Below are 25,090 nucleotides of genomic sequence, written 5' to 3' on the forward strand. Positions count from 1 at the left end.
CTCAGTCCTCATCAAGTACGGCGCTCAGGCGGACCCGGCGCTTCGGTGCCTCTTCTTTCGGGACCGTGCCCACGATGCCGGCGGTGTCATCCGGCACCTCGAACACGATCAGCGGCTCGCCGACGTTGATCTTCTCACCCGGTCCGCCGTGAATACGCACTACCTTACCCGCCTGGGGGCTGGGCAATTCGACCGCGGACTTGGTGGTTTCAACCTCCACCAGGGGCTGGTTGCGCTCCACCTGGTCGCCGGGGGCGACGAGCCATTCCAGCACGGTCGCCTCGATCAGGCCCTCGCCCAGGTCCGGCAGGGGGAAGGAAAGTTCAGCCACGTTTGTACTCCAATACTCGCTGGATGCCGAAGAGGATCCGGTCAATGTTCGGGATGTATTCGTCCTCCAGGTCCCCGGAGGGGTACGGGACGTCGAAGCCGGTGACGCGTTCCACCGGCGCCTTGAGGGTGTCGAAGCAGGCCTGCGTGATCAGCTGGGCCACCTCGGCGCCCAGGCCGGAGGTCAGCGGCGCCTCGTGCACCACGACGGCGCGGCGCGTCTTGCCAACCGAGGCGGCCAGCGCGGCGGCGTCGATCGGCTTGAGCCAGCGCAGGTCCAGGACCTCGATCTCGATCCCGTCCTCGGCGGCGAGCTCGGCCACCTGCAGGCAGCGGGCCACCATCGCGCCCCAGGCCACCAGGGTCAGGTGCCGGCCCTCGCGCATCACCTTGGCGCCCTCCGGCGAGCCGGGATTGGCGATATCCACCTCGCCCTTCTGCCAGTAGCGGGACTTCGGTTCCATGAAGATCACCGGGTCCGGCCGGGTGGCGGCGTGCTTGAGCAGGTGGTAGGCCTCGTGCGGGTTCGACGGCGAGACCACCTTGAGCCCGGGCACGTGGGCGAAAAGCGCCTCCAGGCTCTCGCCGTGGTGTTCGGGTGCGCGAATGCCGCCGAAGCTGGGCACGCGGAGGGTGATCGGCATCGGCAGCGTGCCGCGGCTGCGGTAGTTCATCCGGGCGATCTGGCAGACGATCTGGTTGATTGCCGGGTAGGCGAAGCCGTCGAACTGGACCTCGGGGATGGGGTGGAAGCCGGCCATGGCCAGGCCCACCGACATCCCGAGGATGCCCGACTCGGCCAACGGGGTGTCGAAGACCCGCTGCGCGCCGTGCCTGGCCTGCAGCCCGTCGGTGATCCGGAAGACCCCGCCCAGCCGGCCGCAGTCCTCGCCGAAGATCACCGCCTTCGGGTTCTCGGCCAGCACCTCGTCCAGCGCCCGGTTCAGGGCCTGCTGCATGGACATCGTGACCGTGGCGGCCGCGGTGGTGGCGGTGCCGCTTTCCAGGGTCGGGCTAGACATGTTCGGACTCCTCGCGCCAGTTGGCCGCCTGCGCCTGCAGGGCCGGGGTGGGTTCCTGGAAGACCAGGTCAAACATTTCCGCACCGGGCCGGGACCCGAGCGCCTGGATGCCGGTGCGGATGGCTTCCTCCTCGGCCTTGGCGGCGGCGAGGGCCTCCGCGAAGAACGCCTCGTCGGCGATCCCCTCGGCCAGCAACCGCTGCTTCAGCCGCTCCAGCGGGTCGGCGCCGGCGCCGTCGCGCTCCTCATCGAGCGAGCGGTAGCGTCCCGGATCGTCCGAGGTCGAGTGCGGTCCGCGCCGGTAGGTCATGGCTTCGATCAGCACCGGGCCGTGCCCGGCGCGGGCGTGGGCGAAGGCGCGGCGGGTCGCCTCAACGACGGCGACGACGTCGTTGCCGTCCACCTGCAGCGCCGGCATACCGTAGCCGGCCGCCCGGGCGGCGACGGAGCCGCCGGCAACCTGGCGTTCGGTGGGCACGGAGATGGCCCAGCCGTTGTTCTGCACGAAGAAGACCACGGGAGCCTTCATGACGGCGGCGAAGTTCAGCGCCTCGTGCACGTCGCCCTGGGAGGAGGCGCCGTCGCCGAAGTAGGTCATGGCCACGCCGGTGGTTCCGCCGCCGGTGTTCTCCAGGGTCTGGCCGTGGGCCCAGCCGACGGCGTGCAGGACAGAGCCGGCCACGACGGCCTGGATCGGGGCGAGCCGGGATTCCAGCGGGTTGTAGAGGCCGCCGTGCCAGGTGGCCTTATGGGTGGACATGTAGCCCACCATGTCCACGCCCATGGTCCGGGCCACGCCCATCTCCCGGTAGGTGGGGAAGACGAAATCGCGGCTGGTGTCCACGGCGTAGGCGCTGCCCACCTGGGCCGCTTCCTGGCCGAGTTCGGGCGCGTAGCCGGGAATGATGCCCTGGCGCTGCCACGCGATGGCGGAGGTGTCCAAGTGCCGGACGGACGCCATCAGCGTGTACAGCTCGCGCAGCTGGTCGGGGGTGAGCGGTGCGGCGTCGTCGCCGGACACCGCAAGCGGGAGTGTATCCATGGCTGTGACCCTAGTCACGGGCTAGGCGTTGGGCAATCAGCCCACAACACGCTGGCCAATCTGCCAAAAGCTGCCGGCGTCTACGCATCCATGGGTAGCAGCTTGTATAGCTGCGCCCCGGTCGGGTCAGCCGTCTGTCCGGCGGGTCCTGCCGAACCGGGCCGCGGCCCAACAGGCCGCGGCGATGGCGGCCACCAGGATCAGGGTGCTGACCAGCTGCTTGCTGCTCTCCGGGCTGCTGAACCCGACGGCGAAGATCAGCGCCAGCAGCACCAGGCCGACAATCGTCAGCACCGGGAACCCCTTCATCCGCAGCGGCAGCGCTGTCCCCTCCCGGTCGGCCCGGCGGCGCAGCACCAGCTGCGAGACCAGGGCCGAGCCCCAGACCACCAGGCAGGTCGATCCCACCAGCTGGAAGAGCGCCGGCAGGATCCGGTCCGGGAAGAGCAGCTCCAGTATGGCGGCCACGAAGCCGAAGGCCACCGAGACCGCCACCGCCACCACCGGGACGCGGGCTGCGTTCAGCCGGGACAGTACCCGCGGCGCCTCCCCGCGCTGGGAGAGCGAGAAGGCCATCCGGGACGCGCCGTAGAGGTTCGCGTTCAGCGCCGACAGGAGGGCGACGACGGCCACCAGGGTGATCGCGGCGCCCGCCCCGGGAATCCGGGCGGCGTCCAGGACCCCGGCGAAGGGGGACTTCAGCGCCTCCGACGTCGAGGGCAGGACCGCGGCGATCACGAAGACCGAGCCGATGTAAAAGACCAGGATGCGCCAGACCACGGTCCGGATCGCGTGGCGCACGCTGCGCTCCGGATCCCTGGTCTCGGCGGCGGCGACGCTGACGATCTCGGTGCCGCCGAAGGCAAAGATCACCACGAACAGGGCCGTGGCGATGCCGCCCAGGCCCGCGGGCGCGAAGTCGGCGGTGATAACCGACAGCCCGGGGCCCGGCACGTCCGGCAGCAGCCCGAGGATCAGGGCGGCACCGATGATCAGGAAGATGACGATCGCGGCGACCTTGAGGATGGCGAACCAGAACTCGAACTCGCCGAAGTTCTTCACGCCGGCGAGGTTGATGGCGGTGAACACCGCCATGAAGATCAGCGACAGGGCCCAGACCGGCACTACCGGCCAGACGGTGAAGAGCAGACCCGCCGCGCCGAGGGCCTCGGCGGCGATCACCACCACCAGCTGCAGCCACCAGAGCCAGCCGACGGTGGCGCCGGCGGTGTTGCCGAGGGCGCGCTGGGCGTAGACGGAGAACGCCCCGCTGACGGGATTCGCCGCGGCCATCTCGCCGAGGGCCCACATCACGATGATGATTAGCGTCCCGGCCACCAGGTAGGAGAGCAGGACGGCGGGGCCGGCGGCCTGGACGCCCGCCCCGGAGCCGAGGAACAGCCCGGCGCCGATCGCACTGCCGAGGCCCATCATGGTCAGCTGCCGGGGCAGCATGGTGTGGCCGAGCTCGCGGCCGGGTTCCGTCGCGGCGGACTTCGTTGTCATCTGGCGGACCTTCTCTGCGTGGTGGGATGTCCTTTTGGGACCATTTGAATTTACCGCCCGTCCGCGGCGCCGAAGAACCACCGGCGTGAGATTATTGTGGCAGTTTGCTTTCCAAACCGGCCGTTATTCTGCTGTTTGTACTTCTGATTCGCCCGAAATCGAGGAATCCGCCATGACCGTCGACGCGCTCGATGCCAAAATTGTCCGATTCTTCACCGACTCCCCGCGCTCCTCGGTGCTGGAGGCCTCCCGCGTGCTGAAGGTGGCCCGGGCGACCGTGCAGTCCCGGCTGGACCGCATGCAGGAGTCCGGGGTGATCGGCTCCTGGGTGCCACAGCCGGACCCCGCCCGGTTCGGCTACCCCGTGGTGGCGTTCTGCTCGCTGACCATCAATCAGGACCTGGGCCACGACGCCGTCGTCGAGGCGCTGGCGCAGATCCCGGAACTGATCGAGATCCACACCGTCTCCGGCGGTTCGGACCTGATGGCCCGGATCGCCGCCCGCTCCAACCCGGACCTGCAGCGGGTCCTGGATGCCATGATCGCCACGCGGACCGTGCTGCGCTCCTCGTCGGTGATCGTGCTCAACACCCACTTCGAAGGGCGGACGCTGCCGCTGCTGGAGGCTGCGGCCCGCCCGCAGTAGCGACCCGTCACTATTTGGTGCTCCGGCGGCGTCGGCGTAGAATCAGTTCTAGTCAATATGACTATAACTACTCCGGCAGTCGGGCCGGAGCCGTCCGGCCGGCGCCCGCCACCGGCCCCGGACCCCGAACCGCGGGGGCAGACCACCATGTACACCTCACCGGCCAATGTCAGCGAGCGCCGCCTCGCGCCGCCGTCATTGGCCATTTCCACGGTGATCTTCGCCCTCCGGCCAAGCGAGTCCTCGGGCCGGCCCACCCTCTGGATCCCGCTGGTGCGGCGGATCCGCGAACCGTACAGGGGCCTGTGGGCGCTCCCGGGCGGCCCGCTCAGCCACGACGAATCCTTGCAGGACGCCGCGTCCCGGAACCTGCGCGAGACCACCGGCCTGGCGCCCAGCTACCTCGAACAGCTCTACGCCTTCGGCGGCCTGCACCGCTCACCCACCCAGCGCGTGGTCTCGATCGTCTACTGGGCGCTGGTGCGCCCCACCGAGGCGGCGCTCGCCGACGAGTCGGAGAACGTCCGCTGGGTGAGGGCGGACCGGCCCGGCCAGCTGGCCTTCGACCACAACGCGATCGTCGACTACGCGCTGTGGCGGCTGCGCAACAAGCTCGAATACGGCCCCATCGCCTACCACTTCCTCGGCGAGTACTTCACCCTCGCCCAGTTGCGCGAGGTCTACGAGGCCGTCCTGGACCGCGAACTGGATCCCGCGAATTTCCGCCGCCAGATCAAGGCGGCCCCGGAAATAGAAGAAACCGACGAATACCTCCAGGGCGGCAAACACCGCCCGCCCCGCCTCTACCGTTACACCGGCCGCCCCGGCCTCGATCCCGACCACAGGAGCACACCATGAGCAGCGTCAACACGGCGATCCAGCTGATCACCCGGGAGGCGGCCACAGGCCAGGCATCAGGCAGTCCGGCCGCGGGGTCCACCTGCAGTCCGGCGCTGGCCAGCGGACCCTGGGACTTCGACCTCGCCGAGGCGCTGGCCGGCGTCCCGGCGTACGGTCCGGGCGCTTCGGCAACCGACGTGGCCCCGCCGTCGACCCCGCGGCAGGGGCAGCTGCCGGAGGAGTACAAGCGGGCCACCGACGCCGAACTCGACGCCCGGATCCGCGCCGCCAAGGCCACGCTGGGGGACCGGGCCGTGATCCTGGGCCACTTCTACCAGCGTGACGAGGTGGTCGAATACGCCGATTTCGTGGGCGACTCCTTCCAGCTGGCCAACGCGGCGCTGACCCGGCCCGAGGCGGAGGCAATCGTCTTCTGCGGCGTGCACTTCATGGCCGAAACCGCGGACATCCTCTCCGCCCCGGAGCAGGCCGTGATCCTGCCCAACCTCGCCGCGGGCTGCTCGATGGCGGACATGGCGGACATCGACTCGGTCACCGAGTGCTGGGATCAGCTGGAGGAACTCTTCGGCACCGAACCCGACGCCGACGGCCGGGTCCCCGTCATCCCGGTCACCTACATGAACTCCTCGGCCGCGCTCAAGGGCTTCTGCGGCGAGCACGGCGGCATCGTCTGCACCTCCTCGAACGCCGCCACGGTGCTGGAATGGGCGTTTGAGCGCGGCCAGCGGGTGCTGTTCTTCCCCGACCAGCACCTGGGCCGCAACACCGCCAAGGCCATGGGCGTGCCGCTGGAGCAGATGCCGATGTGGAATCCGCGCAAGGACCTCGGCGGCAACGACGAGCAGACGCTGCGGGACTCCCGCGTGATCCTCTGGCACGGCTTCTGTTCCGTGCACAAGCGCTTCACCGTCGCGCAGATCGAGAAGGCGCGGGCCGAATACCCGGACGTGCAGGTGATCGTGCACCCCGAGTGCCCGATGCCGGTGGTCGACGCCGCGGACGCCGCCGGCTCCACCGACTTCATCCGGAAGGCCATCGCGGCCGCCACCGAGCCCACGGTCTTCGCCGTCGGCACCGAGATCAACCTGGTTAACCGGCTGGCTGCGGAGTACCCGCAGCACACGATCTTCTGCCTGGACCCGGTGATCTGCCCCTGCTCTACGATGTACCGCATCCACCCCGGCTACCTGGCCTGGGTGCTGGAGGCCCTGGTCCGCGGCGAGGTGGTCAACCGGATCACCGTGGCCGACGATGTCGCGGCCCCGGCCCGGGTGGCACTGGAACGCATGCTGGCGGCGCGGCCGTGACCAGGCGCCTGGTCATTGTCGGCAGCGGCATCGCCGGGCTGTACGCCGCGCTGCTCGCGGCCGAGGCGCCCGGCGTCGAGGCGGTGCTGCTGACCAAGGGGACGCTCGGGGACGGCAACACCGGCTACGCCCAGGGCGGGATCTCCGCCGTTCTGGGCCCCGGGGAAGCGGCCCCCGGGGACTCGGTCTCCGCCCACATCGCCGACACCCTCGCCGCCGGCGCCGGACTGAGCGACCCGGAGGCCGTCCGGGTGCTTTGCACCGAGGCGGTGCGGGACATCGCGGGGCTGCGCCGCTTCGGCGTGGAGTTCGACGCCGCGGCCACCGGCGGGCCCGCGCTGGGTCTCGAGGCGGCCCACTCCGCCGCCCGGATCCTGCACGCCGGCGGCGACGCCACGGGCGCCCGGATTTCCCACGCCCTCGGTGCCGCCGTGCTGGAACAGGCAGCCCGCGGCCGGCTGCGGGTCCTCACCGGGGCCTTCGCCACCGCGCTGCTCACCGGCCCTGATGCCGGCGGCCAGGACGCCGGCGACCAGCTCCCACCTGCAGTGACCGGCGTCGCCTACCTCGCCGGCGGGCGGCGGCACCGCCTGGACGCCGACGCCGTGCTGCTGGCCACCGGCGGGGCGGGCCGGATGTTCTCCCGCACCACCAACCCGCGGGTCGCCACCGCCGACGGGCTGGCCTTGGCTTGGCGCGCCGGTGCCGCCGTGCGGGACCTGGAGTTCTACCAGTTCCACCCCACCACCCTGGCCACCGCCGACACCCCCGACGGACCGCCCGCCCTGCTGGTCTCCGAGGCCGTACGCGGCGAGGGCGCCGTGCTCCGCGACGCCGCCGGCCGCCGCTTCCTGCCGGACTACCACCCCGACGCCGAACTGGCACCGCGCGACGTCGTCTCCCGCAGCATCGCCCTGCACCTCGCCGCCACCGGCGCCGACGCCGGAACCGCCGTCCACCTTGACGCGCGCGGGATCGAGGCCGCCCGGGGCGCCGGCTACCTGGCACGAAGGTTCCCCACCATCAGCGCGGGCACGCGTGCGGCCGGCTACGACTGGACGGCGGAGACCGTTCCCGTCTCGCCGGCGGCGCACTACTGGATGGGCGGCGTCGCCACCGACCTCGCCGGGCGCACCAGCGTCCCGGGGCTCTACGCCGCCGGGGAGGTTGCCTGCACCGGGGTGCACGGGGCCAACCGGCTGGCCAGCAACTCCCTGCTGGAGGGGCTGGTGTTCGGGCGCCGGGCCGTTGAGGACTTCCTCGGAGCTGAGCCGTCGCACGACAGCACTGCTCCGCGTGCTCCCCACGATCGCCCTAACCTCGCAAGCTCGGTCAGGGAACCCGGATCGTGTGGGCCCACGGCCGCGGGCGGCCTCGCCTTGACGCACGCTTCCGCAGCGCTGTCGCGCGACGCGGAATCGGGAGGCTCCACACCGGCTTTTCCCGAGGGCTGTATAGAGACTTGGCCCGGGACGTTTTCCCGGGACGCCCTGGGGCGGCTTATGACCCGGACCGCCGGGGTCTCGCGCACGGGCGCCGGGCTCGATGCGGCCGCGGCCCGGCTCGCCGCCTGGGCGTCAGACCTCCGGCCGGAGGCCGTATCGGAGAGCGCGGACCAGGCCGGGCACGAGGACCGCAACCTGCTGCTGGCCGCCACCCTCCTCGTGGAGGCGGCCCGGCGCCGCACCGGCTCGGTGGGCGCACACTTCCGGGCGGACCCGGAGGCCGCGGCGGCCGTCCCGCACACCCCGGAGCCCCGGTCCCTCCACCTCCCGCAGCCCGCCCACGGCCCGCGGCACGCCACCCGTTCCAAGCAAAGGATCACTTCATGACAGCACCCGCCCCGGCCGCCCGCAGCACCCGCTCGGCCGCGAGCCCCGCCGTCGCTCCCGCAGCCGTGGCCGGGACCCTGCCGGCCGCCGCCGTCGAAGCCGTCCTGTGTGCCGCGCTCGCGGAGGACGCCCCTTACGGGGACATCACCTCCCAGACGCTCATCCCCGCCGGGACCCGCGCGACGGCGGTGCTGGCCGCCCGCGTGCCCGGGGTCTTCAGCGGCGGCCAGGTCTTCGCGGCGGCCATGAAACTCGCCGACGCGGACGCCGTCGTGAGCCTGCTGCTGGCGGACGGGGAGCGCTTCGACGCGGGCACGCCCCTGGCCAGGGTCACCGGTGACGCCCGCGGCGTGCTGCTGGCCGAACGGGTGGCCCTGAACCTGGTGCAGCGGATGAGTGCGATTGCCACGAAAACCGCCGAGTACGTCGCCCTCGTGGCCGGCACCCGGGCCCGCATCACCGACACCCGCAAGACCACGCCGGGACTGCGCGTGCTGGAACGTTACGCCGTGCGGTGCGGGGGCGGCAGCAACCACCGGGCGGGGCTCTCGGACGCCGTCCTGGCCAAGGACAACCACCTGGCCGTGCTCACCGGGGGAGACCCGGCCAGGCTGACCGCCGTGCTGCGGGAGGCCAGGGCCCGGCTGGGCCACACCACCCACTTCGAGGTGGAGGTGGACACCATGGAGCAGATCGAACCGGTGCTTGCCGCCGGGGTGGACACCATCATGCTGGACAACTTCTCCCTGATGGAGCTGGCCGACGGAGTCGACCTGGTGGCCGGGCGCGCCCGGGTGGAGGCCAGCGGCAACGTCAACCTGGGCACCGTCGCCTCGATCGCGGCCACGGGCGTGGACGTGATCTCCATCGGTGCCCTCACCCACAGCGTCGCCGCCCTGGACCTGGGGCTGGATATTGAACTGGACTTTGAACCGGGCACCGATCTGGACACTGACCTGGACACCGACGCCGGCTCCGGCACCACCACGCAGCCCGACCCGGGAGCCCAGGGGACGCCGTGATCTTCCTCGACGCGGCCGCCACGACCCCGGTCCGCCGGGAGGTGCTGGCGGCCATGTGGCCCCACCTGACCGGGGAGTTCGGCAACCCCTCCAGCCACCACTCGCTGGGGGAGGCGGCCGCGGCGGCCCTCGCGGACGCCCGGGTGGCCGCGGCCCGGGTCCTGGGCTGCCGCCCCGGGGAAATCGTGTTCACCTCGGGCGGCACGGAGGCGGACAACCTGGCAGTCAAGGGCATCGCGCTGGCCCGCCGTGCTGCGGATCCCCGGCTGGACAGGGTAGCCATCAGCGCCGTCGAACATCCCGCCGTGACCGAATCCGCCCGCTACCTCGAACGCGTGCACGGCTTCGCGGTGGACGTGATCCCGGTGGACCGCTACGGACAGGTCACGGAGGATGCCGTCGCCGCGGCGCTGCGCCCGGAGACCGCCGTCGCCAGCGTCATGTACGCCAACAACGAGGTGGGAACCGTCCAGCCCGTGGCCCGGCTGGCCGGCGTGGCCGCCGACGCGGGCGTCCCGCTGCACACCGACGCGGTGCAGGCCGCCGGCTGGCTGCCGCTGGACGCGGCGGCGCTGGGCGTGGCCGCGCTCTCGGTGTCCGGGCACAAGCTCGGCGCGCCCAAGGGCTGCGGTGCCCTGGTGGTGCGCGGCCGGACCAGGCTGGAGCCGCTGGTCCACGGCGGCGGCCAGGAACGCGGCCGCCGCTCGGGGACCGGGAACGTGGCCGCCGCGGTGGCGCTGGCGACGGCGCTGACGCTCGCGGCGCAGGACCAGGCCGGGCGTGCCGCCCGGGTGGCGGCGATGCGGGACGGGTTCATCGCCGCGGTCCTCGCCAACGTGCCGGGTGCGGTCCTGACCGGGCACCCGGCCGAGCGGCTGCCCTCCGTGGCGTCGTTCTGCTTCCCCGGGACCAGCGGCGAGTCGGTGCTGCTGGAGCTGGAGCGCCGGGGCGTGGTGTGTTCCAGCGGCTCGGCCTGCGCCGCCGGGTCCGATGAGCCGTCCCCGGTGCTGGTGGCGATGGGGATCCCCGCAGCGGTGGCGCAGACGGCGGTCCGGTTCAGTTTCGACGCCGGCATCACCGCCGCCGAGCTGGACCAGGCGGCCGCCGCGGTCCGCGGGGCGGTCGGCAGCGTGCGGTCCCTCGGGGCGTAACGCCGGGCTTTATTGGCGAAGGGCCTTAGCGGTGCCGGGCCCGCCGGAAGATCCAGTGCCGCAGCATGGTGAACCGCACGGCGGTGGCGAGGAAGCCGGAGAGCGTGGTGGTCCAGAGCTCCTCGGCCACGGTGGCGTCCGGCTTAACCCAGTGCAGGATGCCCAGGCTCCCGCCGGTGATGAGCAGCGCCACCAGGATCACGATCAGGCCGTTGAGGTGGTCGCGGCGCATCCGGTGGGTGTCCGTGATCTTGAACGTCAGCCGGCGGTTCAGTGCCGTGTTCATCAGGGAGGTCAGGATCAGCGCCGCGGCGTTGGCCGGCTGCGGTCCGATCCACGGCCGCAGCAGCGCGAAGAGCGCCAGAGACGTCACCGTGCACACCACGCCGACGCCGGTGAACCGCAGCAGCTGCCGCACCACCGGGTACCGCAGCAGCCCGCGGCGCCGGGGCGCGCGGGTGACCGGGGGAGCGGGGGCCCCGGGCGGGTCGGCCTGGAGTTGGGGTTCCATCCGGCTAGTAGAGCTCCCCGGCCGGCAGCTCGACCGCCAGCCGGTTGGACGGGCCGGGCAGCGGGCAGGCCCAGGCCTCGTTGTAGGCGCAGGACGGGTTGTACGCGAAGTTGAAGTCCAGGACGAAGCTGGCGTCCGGACCGGATCCGGTCACCCCGTGGAACGCGCCCTTGATCGTGTCGATCAGGTAGCGTCCGGCCCCGTAGCTGCCCCCGGGCTGTCCCGCGGTGGCGTCGCGGAACGGCACGAAGATACCGCCGCCGTAGCCCTGGTGCTTCCAGACGGCCAGCTGGCCGATCTCGGGCAGGTCGAATGTGCCGAGCCGGACAAAGCGGACGACGCCGTCGGTGCCGGTCTCGACGTTCATCTCACGTCCCGCCCCTTCCGGGGTGATCGGGACGTGGAAGCGGTAGATCGGGTCGTAGTCGGCAGTCTTCAGGCCGGAGAATTCGGCCTTCGCGGCCCGGGTCAGGGGCGAGGCGGGGTGGGTAACGAACATCCGGTCGCGGGTGTGGCGCCAGTAGGCGTGCGCCTCGGCGGGGCTGTCCGCGGCGATTTTCCGGACGGTGGCGTAGAGGTCGAAGGTCCGGAGCCGCCAGTCGGCGATGTCGAGCGCGGACATCTGCAGGACGTCGTCCCCGGTGTCGGCCTCCGTCCCGGCAGCCGCATCCGACTGGACGTCCTTATCCGTACCCTCAAGATCCTGTTCCGACATCCCTCCAGCCTAACCCTGTTTGCGCCGCGGTCCCCCCGCGCGGTGACGCCTCCGGCCGTCCGGGGCCGGCCGTGCCTAGACTGGCGCGCATGCACAGCACCGACACAGCCGCCGCCGCGGACGCCCTCGCCACGCTGGTCAGCTACCGGACCGTCTCCTCCCGTAGCCCGGGCGGGACCGACGAGGCCGAATTCGAGGCGTTCCTGGCCGCGCTGCCCGGGCTGTTCCCGGGGGTGTACGCGGCCATGGACGTGGAACGGGTCAACGGCCGCGCCCTGCTGTTCCGCTGGGCCGGCGTCCCCCGCACCAGCAGCCCCACCGACAACACGGCCCCCGCCACAACCGGTACGGCCGGCGGCCTGGAGGGGCCGGCGGTGCTGATGGCCCACTACGACGTCGTGCCCGCCGGGGACGAGGCGGCCTGGACCCACCCGCCGTTCTCCGGCCATAACGACGGCACGCATCTCTGGGGCCGCGGCACCCTGGACGACAAGGGCCAGCTCGCGGTGATCCTTTCCGCCGCGGAGGCGCTGCTGGCCGAGGGGTTCGCGCCCGCCCGGGACGTCTACTTCTCCTTCGGCGACAACGAGGAAACCGCCGGGGACAGCGCGGCCGCCGCCGCGGCGCTGCTGGCCGAACGGGGTGTCCGGCCCGCGCTGGTGCTGGACGAGGGCGGCGCCGTGGCCGGCGGGGCCTTCCCGGGCGTCACGCGGCCGGCCGCCGTCGTCGGGGTGGCCGAGAAGGGGATCCTGGACGTCGAACTGCTCACCCGGGACCCCGGCGGCCACGCCTCCACGCCGCCCCGGATGGGCGCCACCGCCCGCCTGGCCCGGGCCATCACCCGGATCGAGAACCACCCGTTCCCGCAGCACCTGCCGGACGTCACCGCCGAGATGCTGCGCCGCTTCGGCCCGCACGCGCCCCTCCCGCTGCGGCTGGCGTTCGCCCGCGTGGAGCGCCTGCGCAGGCCCCTGACCTGGCTGTTCGGCCGGCTGGGCGGCGAGACCAACGCCATGACCCGGACCACCGTCGCCATCACCACGCTGCGGGGCAGCGCCGGCGCCAACGTCCTGGCCGCCACCGCCGCCGCCAACGCCAACATCCGCGTGGCCGTCGGCGAGACCGTGGCAGGCACGGTGGAGCGCCTGCGCCGGATCATCCGCGACCCGAAGGTGGAGCTGCGGGTGGTGGAGGGCAACGAACCCTCCCCGGTCTCCGCGAGCTACGGCCCGGCGTGGGAGCTGCTGACGGAGTGCATCGGCACGGCCTACCCGGAGGCGATCGTCACCCCGTACATCATGATGGGCGGCACCGACTCCCGCCGCTTCACCGGAATCTGCGAGGCGGTTTACCGGTTCGCGCCGTTCGCCATGGACCGGGCGGACCGTGCCTCCATCCACGCCGTCGACGAGAAGATCTCCCTCGACGCCCTGGGCCGCGGCGTCCGCTTCTACGAAACGCTGCTCCGGAAGCTCTGAGCGGCGCCGGGACCGCACTACGCTGGCAGCATGATGCGGATGAGGCTGCGGACCGGTGTACGGGTTGGGCTGCCTGTGGGGCTGGTCGCGGCGCTGGTGCTCGGCACCGGCGCGCTCGCGGGGTGCTCCGGCGGACCCGCCGCACCGCAGTGGACGGCCGACGCCGGCGGGACGGCGACGTCGCAACCCTCCGGCGGCGCAACGCCGTCGGGCTCCGGCTCGCCGGGAACCGCGTCACCGGGGTCAACGTCGACGGCCACGGCGTCTGCCGGCGCCACGGCGGCGGCCTGGAAGACCTACACCGATCCGGCCAAGTCGGTCAGCTTCGAGCTGCCGCAGGAGTGGATCGCCCAGTCACAGGCCCCGGCCCAGGGCAGCCTCCCCGGCGCGGTCAAGGTCGAGGTCAAGGACGCCGCCGGCCGCTACCTCGCCACCCTGCAGACGGGACTGCCGCCGCGGACGCCGGCCTCCTGCGCCCCCGACGCCGCCAAGTCCTACATCGTGGTCAGCAGCGTGCCGGTGGACCTGCCGCATGCCTCCGGCGACGGGATGATCGATCCGCACGTGGTCTACCGCGTGATCCAGGGCTACAAGTATTTCGGCTCCTACGGCATCACCAACATCGTCGGCGGTACCGGGGGCAAGGCCTGCGCCCTGCAGAACGTGGTCCGAGGGCCCGAGGGCAAGGGCGACATCTCCTTCGGCGACCTGGGCGAGCTCACGGCCTTCGCCCCGGACCAGCGGGTGGCCCCGGCCAAGGCGTTCGACACGCTGGCCCAGGCCGACGCCTACGTCAACGAGGGTTCCGAGTTCGCCAATGTCCAGCGGATGCTAATGTCGCTGAGGATCACACAGTAGCCCTGCCGCGCCGGCCCCACGGCAGCCAGGGAACCCCCGGCGGCAGGCGCACGCGCCCCGCCCGCACCCCCGGAGAATTATGGAACGCATCGTGTCCGCCCGCATGGCCTTCAAGACCGTGGCCGGCACCAAGGTCGCTATGGCCGTGGCTGTGGCGCGCAACCCCGGCTATACCGGCTTTGACGAGGAACTCTCCGTTACCGCCGACGGCGTCGAGGTTCCCCTGACCGAGCTCGCCGACCATCACGGAGGCAGGTTCCACTACATGGAGTTCGCCGAGCCCACCGAGGTGCTGGTGGAGTACGACGCCACCGTCACCGGCGCCGCGGACCCCGAGGAGCCGGGGCTGATGGAACTGATCCGCTACGTGCGGCCCAGCCGCTACGCCGAATCGGACCGGCTGCTGCCGACGGCCTACGCCGAGTTCGGCGGCCTGCAGGGTCCGGAACTGCTGCACGCCGTCCGCGACTGGGTCTTCAACGAGCTGCGCTACGTCAGCGGCTCCTCGCGCGGTACCGACGGCGCCGTCGAGACCCTGCTGCACCGGCGCGGCGTCTGCCGCGACTTCGCCCACCTGGCCATCGCCCTGCTGCGCTCCAAAAACGTCCCGGCCCGGCTTGCGGCGGTCTACGCCCCCGGGCTGAGCCCCATGGACTTCCACGCCGTCGCGGAGGCCCACATGGACGGCGCGTGGCACGTGATGGACCCGACCGGCCTGGCGCCGCGGGAGAGCATGCTCCGGATCACCGCCGGCCGGGACTCCTCGGACACGGCCTTCCTCTCCACCGTGGGCGGCAGCCTGTCCCTGAGGGAACTCAAGGTCACCGCCACGGTGGCCGGGGACCTGCCCGAGGAGGACCCGGCCGCGCTGGTGACCATCCGCTAGGTTCGGGCCTGCACCGAGGCCCGCAGCTTGTCCGTCAGCCGCAGCAGCTCCTGTTGCTCCTCGGCGGTCAGGGCCGGGCCCACCAGGGCGGCAATGTCCCGCACGTGCTCACGGCCGATCTGCTTCTGCAGGTCCCGGCCGGCGTCCGTGAGCCGGACCAGGACGCCGCGGCCGTCGTCGGGGGCCGGCCGCCGTTCCACCAGCCCCCGCTTCTCCAGCCGCTCCACCAGCCGGCTCAGGCTTGACTGGCTCAGCAGCACATGGTCGTTCAGTTCGTTCTGCCGCAGCCAGCCCGTGGGGCAGCCCGAGAGGGTGAACAGCACGTCGTATTCATTGACGGCCAGGTCACGGAAGGCCGGGCCGCCCTGCAGGCGCCGCATCACGGCCACCTGCGCCCGGAACAGCGACTCCCAGGCCTGGGCCGCCAGCCGCACCGTAGGCGCCGGGGGGGTGCCGGTAGCTGTGCCGGTGCCAGTCCCGGTACCCGTGCCGGGCGCCCCCGCGGCCATCATGCCTCCTGCGGCGCGGCCTGGTGGGCCGCCAGCTGCGCGGCGACGCGCCCGGCGTGGGTGGGCGACGCCGGGACGTGCGCCGGGGTCTTCTCCGCGTACTCCTTGCGCAGCACCGGCAGCACCTCCTCACCGAACAGGTCCAGCTGCTCCAGGACGGTCTTCAGCGGCAGGCCGGCGTGGTCGATCAGGAAGAGCTGGCGCTGGTAGTCGCCGAAGTACTCGCGGAACGTCAGGGTCTTCTCGATGACTTCCTGCGGGCTGCCGACCGTCAGCGGGGTCTGCGAGGTGAAGTCCTCCAGCGAGGGCCCATGGCCGTAAACCGGGGCGTTGTCGAAGTAGGGGCGGAACTCCTTGACCGCGTCCTGGGAATTCTTCCGCATGAAGAACTGGCCGCCGAGGCCCACGATCGCTTGGTCCGCCGCGCCGTGGCCGTAGTGCTCGTAGCGTTCCCGGTACAGGCCGATCAGCTGCTGGTAGTGCTCCTTGGGCCAGAAGATGTTGTTGGCGAAGAAGCCGTCACCGTAGTACGCGGCGACCTCGGCGATCTGCGGAGTGCGGATGGAACCGTGCCAGACGAAGGGGGCGACGCCGTCGAGCGGGCGCGGCGTGGAGGTGAAGTTCTGCAGCGGGGTGCGGTGCTTGCCGGACCAGTTGACCGTGTCCTCGTCCCAGAGCTTGCGCAGGAGGGAGTAGTTCTCGATCGCGAGTTCGATGCCGTCCTGGATGTTCTTGCCGAACCAGGGGTAGACCGGGGCCGTGTTGCCGCGGCCCAGCACCAGGTCCACGCGGCCGTCGGCGAGGTGCTGGAGCATCGCGAAGTCCTCGGCGATCTTCACCGGGTCGTTCGTGGTGATCAGGGTGGTGGCGGTGGAGAGGATGATCCGCTCCGTCTGCGCGGCGATGTAGGCCAGCGTGGTGGTGGGGGAGGAGGAGAAGAACGGCCGGTTGTGGTGCTCGCCGATGGCGTAGACATCCATGCCGATCTCTTCGACCTTCTTGGCGATCGCCACCGAGGCCTTGATGCGCTCGTGTTCGGTGGGGGTCCGGCCCGTGGTGGGGTCGGTGGTGATGTCGCTGACGCTGAATACGCCGATCTGCATGATGATCCTTTCCGTTCCGGAGGCTTCCGGGGTCCTGCTCTCAGTGTAACCGATTTACATGCATTTGCATCTATCGACCGGTATAACAGCCGCCACGCGCAGGTATTCCCGGACCTTCGCCGCCGCCGGCCGCGCCGGGACCTAGGATGCAATCAATCTGCTGGCCGCCCCGGGTCCAGCCCGTACGGAAGGCCCGCATGCGCCGGATCATCGCGTTCCTCTGCCTGGTGGAACTCACCAGCGGCATCCTGCAGGGGTACTACACGCCCATCCTCACGGACATCGCCCGCCACCTCGGCATCCACGACGCGGACGTCAACTGGTTCGAGGCAGCGCAGCTGACCGTCAGCGCCCTCGCCGTCCCGGTGCTGGCGAAGCTGGGCGACCTCTACGGGCACCGGCGGATCCTGCTGGTTTCCACCGCGCTCACCGCCGCCGCGTCCTGGGCGGTGGCCTTCGCGCCGGACTTCTGGACCTTCCTCGCCGCCTGGTCGCTGCAGGGGTTCTACGTGGTCTGGCTCCCGCTGGAGATCGCCCTGGTCTTCAGCCGGGTGCATGGACGGCCCGACGGCGCCGCCCTCACCCGCCGGGCGGCCGGCGTGCTGGTGGGGGCGCTGGAGTTCGGCGTGATCGCCGGCGCCCTCGCCTCCGGTGCGCTCGCCGAGGCGTTGGCCGGTCAGCTGCCGCTGGTGCTGAGCGTGCCGGCGCTCGCGGTCACGGCCTGCTGGTTTGTGATCCGTTTCGGGGTCCCGGAGTCCGCCGGGCGCGCAGCGGGCCGGGTGGACACCCAAGGCCTGGCGCTGCTCGCCGTCGGCCTGCTGCTCGTCACCTCCGGCCTGACCCTGATCCGGCTGACCGGTCCCGGTGCCTGGTGGGTGTGGGCGGTGCTGGCCGCCGGCATCGCCGTGTTTGTCCCGTTCGTGCGGGTGGAGCTGCGCAAAGAGGACCCGCTGGTGGACATCCGGATGCTCCGATCCCCGGCGATGTGGCCAGTACAGCTCACGGCCGGACTCTTCGGCGTCTCGGTGCTCGGCGCCCAGGCCCCGCTGTCCACCTTCGCCCGCACCGATCCGGGGACCTACGGCTACGGGCTGGGGCTGCGCTCCGGCCAGGTCTCGATCATCATCGGGGTGTACGTGCTGGCGCTGCTCGCCGGGGCCCTGCTGTATCCGCTGGTGACCCGGCGGCTGACCCCGCGCCTAACCCTCGTGGGGGCCGCGGCGCTGGTGGGCATCGGCTACCTGCTGTTCCTGCCGCTGCACTCCAGCCTGGCCGAGACGCTCGTGAACATGGCCATCGCCGGCGTCGGCTCCGGCGCGCTGGTGGCCGCGCTGCCCTCGGCCGCGGCGGCTGCGGCCCCGTTGAACCGGACCGCCATGGCCACCGGGCTGACTAACACCACCAAGACCATCGGCGGAGCCTTCGCCTCGGCGGTGTTCGGCATCGCCCTGCTCAGCCACGCCGCGGCCGACGCCGGGGTCGGAGGTGCCGACGCGGGGCAGACCGCGGCCCCGTTGGCCGGCTACCTGCTGGTCTGGGCGATCTGCGGCGTCACCGGCCTGGCCGCGGCGGCAGCCCTGGCCCTGGTGCCCCGCTTGGCGTTCTCGGACCCGGCTCCGGAAGCAACCGTCGGCCCCGCCAACGCCCGCACCTGACTAGTTGCGGAACGCCGGGGCCGCGTCCGGGTCATCGGAAGTCGCGGTTGCATCCTCTGCGGCGTCCCCGTTCCGGGCAGCGGGAGCCGCGGGCCGGGCGTGGCGTCCACTTGTCGGCGCGCCGCCGTCGCGCTCCAGGGCCTTCCGCTCCCGCCGTCCCTCGACCAGCCGGTACAGCACCGGCACCAGGATCAGGGTCAGGGCGGTGGAGGAGATCAGGCCGCCGATGACGACGACGGCGAGCGGCTGGGAGATGAACCCACCGCCGCCGGTCAGGCCGAGGGCCATCGGGGTCAGTGCGAAGACCGTGGCCAGGGCCGTCATCAGGATCGGGCGCAGACGCTGTCGGGCGCCGTGGGTGATGGCATCGGCGACGTTCATGCCGGGTTCGCCGTTGCGTGGCTGACGGTACTGGTTAATCAGGTCGATCAGCACGATCGCGTTGGTGACCACGATGCCCACCAGCATCAGCATGCCGATCAGTGACGGCAGGCCCAGCGGGACCTTGGTGATCAGCAACAGGGCGATGGCACCGGTCGCCGCGAACGGGATCGACACCAGGAGGATCAGCGGCTGCACCAGCGACTTGAAGGTGGCCACCATGATCACGTACACGATCGCGATCGCCGCCAGCAGGGCCAGGCCCAGCTGTCCGAAGGACTCGGCCTGCTGGGTCGTGGCGCCGCCGATTTCCGCGGTGACGCCCGGCGGCAGCTGGACCGTCTTCAGCCGGGCTTGCACCTCGGTGCTGACGGCCCCGAGGTTCCCGCCGGAGGGGGTCACGGAGACGCGCGCGGTCCGCTGCCCGTTGCTGGCGGTGATGGAGACCGGCACGTCGGCCTGCTCCACGGAGGCGATGGAGGACAGCGGCACGGGTCCGCGCGCGGTCGGCAGCTGCAGGTCGCGGACCGCGCCGATGCTGCTGAACTTCGTTCCCTCGCCGATCCGGACCGGGTAGTCGTTGGTGCCGATCCGGACCGTGCCGGCCGGGATCGGGCTGATGGTGGAGGCGAGGACGGCGCCGACCTGCTGTTCGTTCAGGCCGGCCGCGGTGGCCTTGGCGCGGTCCACCTTGACCTGGACCACGGGCTGGCTGGCGGCGAGGTTGGTGCTGACCTCCGAGGAGCCGGGGACGCCGTCCATGGCCTTGACCATCGTGTCGCTGGCCGCCTGAAGGTCGGCAGAACCGGCGGCCTTGAGCGTGATGTCCACGGTCGACGTCGTCCCGAAGCCGCCCTGCTGGGAGCCGACGGTGATCTTGCCGGCGTCGGAAATTGCGGCCAGCCGGGTCCGAACGGTGTCCTGCAGCTTCTTCTGGTCCGCCTTTTCGTCGGTGACCACGGTGAAGGTGGAGTTGGCGGCGCCGGTGGACTGCAGGGCGGAGAACCCGGTCTGGGCGTTGCCCGTGGTGACCTGGACGTTCTTGATCCCGTCGATGCCGCGGAGCACGTCCTCGACCTTGACGGCGGCCGCGTTGCCCTGGTCCAGGCTGGTGCCTGCGGGCAGTGCCTGGCTCACGGTCAGGCTGTTCTGGCCGGAGCTGCCCAGCAGGTCGGTGGCCAGCAGCGGGGTCATGGCGACGGTGCCGCCCAGGACCAGGACGGAGGCGATGAGCGTGATGACGGGGTGGCGCTGGGTCTTGGTGAGCACCGGGAGGTAGCCGCGCTGCAGCAGGCTGCGCCGCTCGGCGTCGTGCGCCTTCGCGGCCGCTTCGGCGGCGTCGGTGTTCCCGACGGCGTCGTCACGTGCTGTTGTGTCACGGGACCGGGGGCTGCGCAGGAACCAGTAGGCCAGTACCGGCACGATCGTCAGGGAGACCAGCAGCGAGGAGATCAGCGCGATCGTGACCGTCAGCGCGAAGGGACGGAACAGCTCCCCGGCCAGGCCCGCCACGAACGCGATCGGCAGGAAGACCGCCACCGTGGTCAGGGTCGAGGCCGTGATCGCCCCGGCCACCTCGCGGATCGAGGTGAGGATCGCGGTGATCTTCGCCTCGCCATAGCTGAGGTGCCGCTTGATGTTCTCGATCACCACGATCGAGTCGTCCACCACGCGGCCGATCGCGATGGTCAGCGCGCCCAGGGTCAGGATGTTCAGCGAGTAGCCGGTGGCCTTCAGCCCGATGAACGTGATCAGGAGCGAGAGCGGAATCGAGACGGCCGTGACCAGGGTGGAGCGGACCGAGAGCAGGAACAAGAGGATGATGCCGACGGCGAAGCCCAGGCCCAGCAGGCCCTCGGTGGTGAGGTCCTTGATGGACTTCTCGATGAACGGCGCCTGGTCGAAGACGGGGGTGAACCTGGCGTTGGACCCCAGTTCCGCCTCCAGTTGCGGGATGGCGTCCTTGACCGCGTGCGAGATGCCCACGGTGTCACCCTCGGGCTTCTTGGTGACGGAGACCGCCAGGGTCTCCTTGCCGTTGGTGCGGGTGATGGAGGTGCGGGCGTCCTCGGCGATCGAGACGTCGGCGACGCCGCCGATCGTGGCGGCGTTGCGCGCCCCGCCCAGCGGCAGGGCCTTGATGGCGTCCACGGAGTCCACCGGGCTGCCGATCTGCAGGGAGAGGGTCTTGCCCTGGTCCTGGATGCTGCCGGCCGGGACCAGGCTGCCGTTGTTCTTCAGGGCGTCGCTGATCGCCTGGATGGCGGTGCCGGCGGCCGCCATCGCCTCGGGCTTCGGCTGGATCTGGATGTGCTCGGTGGCGCCACCGGTGACCTCGGCGCCGCGGACGCCGTCGATCTTCTGCAGCCGGGGCACGCTCAGCCGGGCGAGGTCGGTGTTGAGCTCACTGAGCGGCTTGTCCGAGGAGACCGCCAGGTACACAATCGGGAAGTCACTGATGCTGCCGGCGATCGCCTGCGGCTGGACATCCTTGGGCAGCGCCTGCTTGGCGTTGGAGATGGCACGGTCGATCTGGTTCCGGGCCCGGTCCAGGTTGGAGCCGTAGGTGAACGCCAGGGTGATCTGCGAAACGCCGTTGCGCGAGGTGGACGACGTCGACTCCAGGCCCTCGACGCCGCGCAGGGCGGTCTCCAGCGGACCGCTCACTTGCTTGTCCACGACCTCGGGCGAGGCGCCCGGCATAGAGGTGATCACCGTGATCTGCGGGAACTCGATCGAGGGGATGAGCTCCTGCTTCAGTGAGGTCATGGTGATCACCCCGAACACCGAGGCGAAGACGGTGATCAGCGCGATCAGCGCCCGGTTTCCGAGCGAGAGCCTGGCCAGCCGGAACATTCATGAACTCCTGTGGGTCTACGGACGCCGTACCGGACGGGACGCCTCAAGGGACTAAACGTGCCGCAACCCGGCAGAGTTTCAGCGGGAGGCCGGGACCGTTTCCAGCTGCAGGACCTTGGCCGTGTCGGCCTCGAGCTGCGCGGCGAGCTCCGGGTTCTCGTTGAGCTTGACGCCGTAGCCCGGCATCATCTCCTTGAGCTTGCCCTGCCAGCCCTTGAAGTCCTTCGGGAAGGCCTTCTGCAGCAGTTCGATCATGATCGGCACGGCGGTGGAAGCACCCGGGGAGGCACCCAGCAGGGCGCCGATGCTGCCGTCGCGGCCCGCGATGACCTCGGTGCCGAACTGCAGCACGCCGCCCTTCTTCGGGTCCTTCTTGATGATCTGCACGCGCTGGCCGGCGGTGATGAGCTCCCAGTCGCCGTCCTTGGCCTCGGGGTAGTACTCGCGCAGGGCCTCGACCTTGGCGCCGTGGCGCTTGGCGACCTCCTTGACCAGGTAGGCGGTGAGGTCCATGTTGTCCTTGGCCACGGCCAGCATCGGGATGATGTTGGAGGGGCGGATGGACAGCGGCAGGTCCAGGTAGGAGCCGTTCTTCAGGAAGTTGGTGGAGAAGCCGGCGTACGGGCCGAAGAGCAGGGAGCGCTTGCCGTTGACGTAGCGGGTGTCCAGGTGCGGGACGGACATGGGCGGGGCGCCCACGGAGGCCTGGCCGTAGACCTTGGCGCTGTGCTGGGCGGCCAGGGACTCGTCGGTGCAGCGGAAGAACTGACCGGAGACGGGGAAACCGCCGTAGCCCTTGCTCTCGGGGATGCCGGAGGCCTGCAGCAGGTGCAGGGCCCCGCCGCCGGCGCCGACGAAGACGAACTTGGCGTGGATGGAGCCGCGCTCACCGGAGCGCGGGTGCTTCAGGGACAGGTCCCAGCCGCCGTCGGCCGCGCGGCTGATGCCGGTGACGTCGTGGCCGTAGTTGATCTCCACGCCGTTGTTGCCCAGGTAGCCGGTGAGCTCGCGCGTCAGGGCGCCGAAGTCGACGTCGGTGCCTTCGGCGGCGCGGGTCGCGGCCACACGCTGCTTCGGGTCGCGGCCCTTGATGATCAGCGGCGCCCACTTGGCGATCTGCGCCTGGTCCTCGGAGTAATCCATGGAGCGGAACAGCGGGTTCGGCTTGAGCGCCTCGTAACGGGTCCGCAGGAACTTGGTGTTCTCCTCGCCCACCACGAAGCTCATGTGCGGGACGGTGTTGATGAAGCCCTTGGGGGAGCCGATCAGGGAGTTGGTGACCAGGTGGGACCAGAACTGGCGGGAGAGCTGGAACTGCTCGTTGATGTGCAGCGCCTTGGACGGATCCACCGAGCCGTCTTTGGCGGCGGGGGAGTAGTTCAGTTCGCAGAGGGCGGCGTGGCCGGTACCGGCGTTGTTCCAGGGATCGGAGCTTTCCAGGCCCGGGCGGTCCAGCCGCTCGAACAGCGAGATCGTCCAGTTCGGCTCGAGCTGCTTGAGGAAGGCACCGAGCGTGGCGCTCATGATGCCGCCGCCAATCAGGACGACGTCGGCGTGTTGGGTCTTGGAAATGAAAGTCACATCAGTCTCCGGTAGCAGCGGCTCTGGCTGTCACAGAATATCCCCGCACGGCCCACTAACTGAAATTGGCCCGGCACGTCAAGACTTGAGGACCACCTTCGTGAAAACTTCGTTGAGCACCGGCGACGCCGGGTACTTCACCACCCGGTCGGAGAGCGCCAGCGCGGAGATCGGGAAGGCGATCGGCACGGCCGGCACCGACGCGGCGATCTGCGCGTTGATGGTCTGGTACTGCTCGGTGCGGTCCTTGCCGTCCGGCAGGCCGCGGGCCCGGGCGATCTTCGAGAACACCTGCGGGTCCTGGTAGCCAAACTCGCCGTTCTTCTCGCCGAAGAGCGGGCCGACGAAGTTGTCCGGGTCCGCGTAGGAACCGTTCCAGCCGAGCAGGTGCAGGGCGTGGTCCCCGGGGGAGGTGACCTTTTGCAGGTAGCCGTCGGACCAGTCCACCGGGACGGGCTTGATGTTCAGGCCGACGGCGATCAGCTCTCGGCTGATCTCGGCGTAGACCTTCTCCGGCGTCGGCAGGTACGGCCGGGTGACGTTCAGCGGGTAGTAGAACTTCAGCTCCTCGCCCTTGTACGTGGACTGGGCCAGCAGCTCCTTGGCCTTGGCCGGGTCGTGGCCCAGAGACGGGGCGTTGTTGTTGAAACCGCTGAGCTTCGGCGGCACGAACTGGGAGGCCGAGGACGTGTTGTCGATGAAGAACTTCCGGATCAGGGTGTCCTTGTCCAGGGCCATCTCGATCGCCTGGCGCACCTTCAGGTCCTGCAGGGCCGGGATGTCCTGGTTCATGCCCAGGTACATGACGGAGAACGGGTCGCGCTGGATGATCTGCTTGCCGCGCTTGACCAGCTGGTCGAAGTTACCCACGGTGACGGAGTCGTAGGCGTCGATCTTGCCGTCCAGCAGCGCCTGCATCCGGGTCTGCGGGTGGTCGTAGGTGACGAAGTTGATTGTGGCGATCTGGCCCCTGTCACCCCAGTAGTTCTTGTTGCTGGAAAGCGTGACGGTGTCGTTGTCCCAGGACGCGAACACGTACGGGCCGGTTCCCACCGGCTTGAGCGCGTAGGCGGAGACCGGCTGGCCGTCCCGGGTCTGGTTCAGCACGTCCGCGGACTGCGCCGCGAGGGCCTTCGGCGAGGACATGGCGAAGGCGGGGAGGGTCAGCGCCTGCAGGAAGCCGGTGAAGGGCTGGGTCAGGTCGATCTCGACGTTGCCGCCCGCGAGCGGGGTGCAGCCCTTGTAGATGGAGAGCGAGGCCTGGTCCGCGTTGGCCTTGAAGACGCCCTTGAACGAGGTCCCGGGGGCCTGTTTCCGCAGCGCCTCGGAGAAGTTGAACCAGCGGTTGAAGTTCGTGCACACCGCGGGACCGTCGAAGGGGGTGCCGTCCTGGAAGGTCACACCGTCGCGGAGCTTGAAGGTATAGGTGCGGCCGTCGTCGCTGGTCTTCCACTCGGTGGCCAGCAGCGGCGTGGGCTTGCCGCTGTTTTGGTCAACGCCCACCAGGCCCTCGAGGATCTGCCGGGTGATGCGGTACGAGTCGACGTCGGAGACCAGCGCCGGGTCCAGTCCCAGCGGGCGGGACGCGGTGCCGAAGGTAAAGGTTTCGGTGGGTCCGGTGCCGGCGGCGGCCGACGACGACGGCACCGGCCCGGGGGCGCCCGTGCAGGCAGCAACGGGAGCCAGGAGCAGCAGCGCGCCCAGGCCTGCGACGAGGCGGCGCATCCTGCGCGGTCCTCTGATGGGCGCGGTCCTGCTGGGCACTGAAGAATCACCTCGGGAAACGATGGGGCCGCCGGCTGCGGAGTGAGCCCCATTCTAGTGGACGGTGCCGT

21 protein-coding genes are annotated in these 25,090 nt (G+C 70.8%); 10 read left to right on the forward strand and 11 right to left on the reverse strand.

All coding sequences use genetic code 11. The annotated features are described in order from the left end of the window. Window position 1 precedes the first annotated feature (1 nt). The 4 genes from QWJ39_RS08980 to QWJ39_RS08995 form a co-directional block, all read right to left on the reverse strand. Window positions 2–331 carry a biotin/lipoyl-containing protein gene (locus QWJ39_RS08980; RefSeq protein WP_290257447.1) on the reverse strand — a complete coding sequence of 110 codons (330 nt, stop codon included), beginning with the start codon at window positions 329–331 and terminating at the stop codon, window positions 2–4. After that, entirely contained in the window at window positions 324–1,352 is a 1,029-nt protein-coding gene (locus QWJ39_RS08985; RefSeq protein WP_290257449.1) for an alpha-ketoacid dehydrogenase subunit beta, read from the reverse strand. Before QWJ39_RS08985 ends, QWJ39_RS08980 begins: the two co-directional genes overlap by 8 nt. Further along, the gene (locus tag QWJ39_RS08990) at window positions 1,345–2,394 is read right to left on the reverse strand and encodes a thiamine pyrophosphate-dependent enzyme (protein WP_290257450.1); all 1,050 of its coding nucleotides are present in this window, start codon (window positions 2,392–2,394) and stop codon (window positions 1,345–1,347) included. Before QWJ39_RS08990 ends, QWJ39_RS08985 begins: the two co-directional genes overlap by 8 nt. 126 nt (window positions 2,395–2,520) lie before the next feature. Then, window positions 2,521–3,900 (reverse strand): amino acid permease, encoded by a 1,380-nt coding sequence (locus tag QWJ39_RS08995; protein WP_290257451.1) that lies wholly within the window; start codon window positions 3,898–3,900, stop codon window positions 2,521–2,523. Window positions 3,901–4,072: 172 nt separating this feature from the next. Here QWJ39_RS08995 and QWJ39_RS09000 point away from each other — a divergent pair, with 172 nt between their 5' ends. The 6 genes from QWJ39_RS09000 to QWJ39_RS09025 all read left to right on the forward strand — a co-directional run bounded on the left by QWJ39_RS09000 (window position 4,073) and on the right by QWJ39_RS09025 (window position 10,719). Continuing rightward, window positions 4,073–4,546, forward strand: a complete 474-nt coding sequence (locus QWJ39_RS09000; RefSeq protein ID WP_290257452.1) for an Lrp/AsnC family transcriptional regulator — start codon at window positions 4,073–4,075, stop codon at window positions 4,544–4,546. Between the two features lie 147 nt (window positions 4,547–4,693). Then, window positions 4,694–5,404: an NUDIX domain-containing protein gene (locus tag QWJ39_RS09005; protein WP_290257453.1), complete on the forward strand. Its 711-nt coding sequence runs from the start codon at window positions 4,694–4,696 to the stop codon at window positions 5,402–5,404. Then, on the forward strand, window positions 5,401–6,714 hold the full coding sequence (gene nadA, locus QWJ39_RS09010; RefSeq protein ID WP_290257454.1) for a quinolinate synthase NadA: 1,314 nt from the start codon (window positions 5,401–5,403) through the stop codon (window positions 6,712–6,714). The genes QWJ39_RS09005 and nadA overlap by 4 nt, the downstream gene beginning before the upstream one ends. Further along, complete coding sequence (locus QWJ39_RS09015) at window positions 6,711–8,546, forward strand: FAD-binding protein (protein ID WP_290257455.1); 1,836 nt, start codon at window positions 6,711–6,713, stop codon at window positions 8,544–8,546. The genes nadA and QWJ39_RS09015 overlap by 4 nt, the downstream gene beginning before the upstream one ends. Then, a complete protein-coding gene (gene nadC / locus QWJ39_RS09020) occupies window positions 8,543–9,568 on the forward strand; it encodes a carboxylating nicotinate-nucleotide diphosphorylase (RefSeq protein WP_290257456.1) in 1,026 nt (341 codons plus the stop codon). The genes QWJ39_RS09015 and nadC overlap by 4 nt, the downstream gene beginning before the upstream one ends. Then, entirely contained in the window at window positions 9,565–10,719 is a 1,155-nt protein-coding gene (locus QWJ39_RS09025) for a cysteine desulfurase family protein (protein ID WP_290257457.1), read from the forward strand. The genes nadC and QWJ39_RS09025 overlap by 4 nt, the downstream gene beginning before the upstream one ends. 25 nt (window positions 10,720–10,744) lie before the next feature. Here QWJ39_RS09025 and QWJ39_RS09030 read toward each other — a convergent pair whose 3' ends face one another. Next, window positions 10,745–11,230 (reverse strand): GtrA family protein, encoded by a 486-nt coding sequence (locus tag QWJ39_RS09030; protein ID WP_290257458.1) that lies wholly within the window; start codon window positions 11,228–11,230, stop codon window positions 10,745–10,747. Between the two features lie 4 nt (window positions 11,231–11,234). After that, window positions 11,235–11,852, reverse strand: coding sequence for a DUF1684 domain-containing protein (locus QWJ39_RS09035; RefSeq protein WP_290257869.1), 618 nt, complete (start codon window positions 11,850–11,852; stop codon window positions 11,235–11,237). Window positions 11,853–12,034: 182 nt separating this feature from the next. Between QWJ39_RS09035 and QWJ39_RS09040 the strand changes: the two genes are divergently transcribed. The 3 genes from QWJ39_RS09040 (at window position 12,035) to QWJ39_RS09050 (ending at window position 15,167) form a co-directional block, all read left to right on the forward strand. Continuing rightward, on the forward strand, window positions 12,035–13,423 hold the full coding sequence (locus QWJ39_RS09040; RefSeq protein WP_290257459.1) for a M20/M25/M40 family metallo-hydrolase: 1,389 nt from the start codon (window positions 12,035–12,037) through the stop codon (window positions 13,421–13,423). A 30-nt stretch (window positions 13,424–13,453) separates the two neighbouring features. Continuing rightward, on the forward strand, window positions 13,454–14,281 hold the full coding sequence (locus QWJ39_RS09045; RefSeq protein WP_290257460.1) for a hypothetical protein: 828 nt from the start codon (window positions 13,454–13,456) through the stop codon (window positions 14,279–14,281). Between the two features lie 79 nt (window positions 14,282–14,360). Beyond that, window positions 14,361–15,167 (forward strand): transglutaminase family protein, encoded by an 807-nt coding sequence (locus tag QWJ39_RS09050; protein WP_290257461.1) that lies wholly within the window; start codon window positions 14,361–14,363, stop codon window positions 15,165–15,167. Here QWJ39_RS09050 and QWJ39_RS09055 read toward each other — a convergent pair. Continuing rightward, window positions 15,164–15,679: a MarR family winged helix-turn-helix transcriptional regulator gene (locus QWJ39_RS09055; protein WP_290257462.1), complete on the reverse strand. Its 516-nt coding sequence runs from the start codon at window positions 15,677–15,679 to the stop codon at window positions 15,164–15,166. The two genes, QWJ39_RS09050 and QWJ39_RS09055, sit on opposite strands and share 4 nt — an antisense overlap. Beyond that, window positions 15,676–16,779 carry an LLM class flavin-dependent oxidoreductase gene (locus QWJ39_RS09060; protein ID WP_290257463.1) on the reverse strand — a complete coding sequence of 368 codons (1,104 nt, stop codon included), beginning with the start codon at window positions 16,777–16,779 and terminating at the stop codon, window positions 15,676–15,678. Before QWJ39_RS09060 ends, QWJ39_RS09055 begins: the two co-directional genes overlap by 4 nt. Window positions 16,780–16,976: 197 nt before the next feature. Here QWJ39_RS09060 and QWJ39_RS09065 point away from each other — a divergent pair, with 197 nt between their 5' ends. Next, a complete protein-coding gene (locus QWJ39_RS09065; RefSeq protein ID WP_290257464.1) occupies window positions 16,977–18,434 on the forward strand; it encodes an MFS transporter in 1,458 nt (485 codons plus the stop codon). On the opposite strand, the gene QWJ39_RS09070 is transcribed toward QWJ39_RS09065, so the two are convergent. The 3 genes from QWJ39_RS09070 to QWJ39_RS09080 form a co-directional block, all read right to left on the reverse strand. Further along, complete coding sequence (locus QWJ39_RS09070; RefSeq protein ID WP_290257465.1) at window positions 18,435–21,671, reverse strand: efflux RND transporter permease subunit; 3,237 nt, start codon at window positions 21,669–21,671, stop codon at window positions 18,435–18,437. It lies immediately after the preceding gene. Between the two features lie 81 nt (window positions 21,672–21,752). Beyond that, entirely contained in the window at window positions 21,753–23,255 is a 1,503-nt protein-coding gene (locus QWJ39_RS09075) for a malate:quinone oxidoreductase (protein ID WP_290257466.1), read from the reverse strand. Window positions 23,256–23,333: 78 nt separating this feature from the next. Continuing rightward, the gene (locus QWJ39_RS09080; RefSeq protein ID WP_290257467.1) at window positions 23,334–24,980 is read right to left on the reverse strand and encodes an ABC transporter substrate-binding protein; all 1,647 of its coding nucleotides are present in this window, start codon (window positions 24,978–24,980) and stop codon (window positions 23,334–23,336) included. Window positions 24,981–25,090: the final 110 nt, after the last annotated feature.

This window comes from Arthrobacter sp. YD4 (assembly GCF_030410515.1).
Lineage (GTDB): Bacteria > Actinomycetota > Actinomycetes > Actinomycetales > Micrococcaceae > Arthrobacter.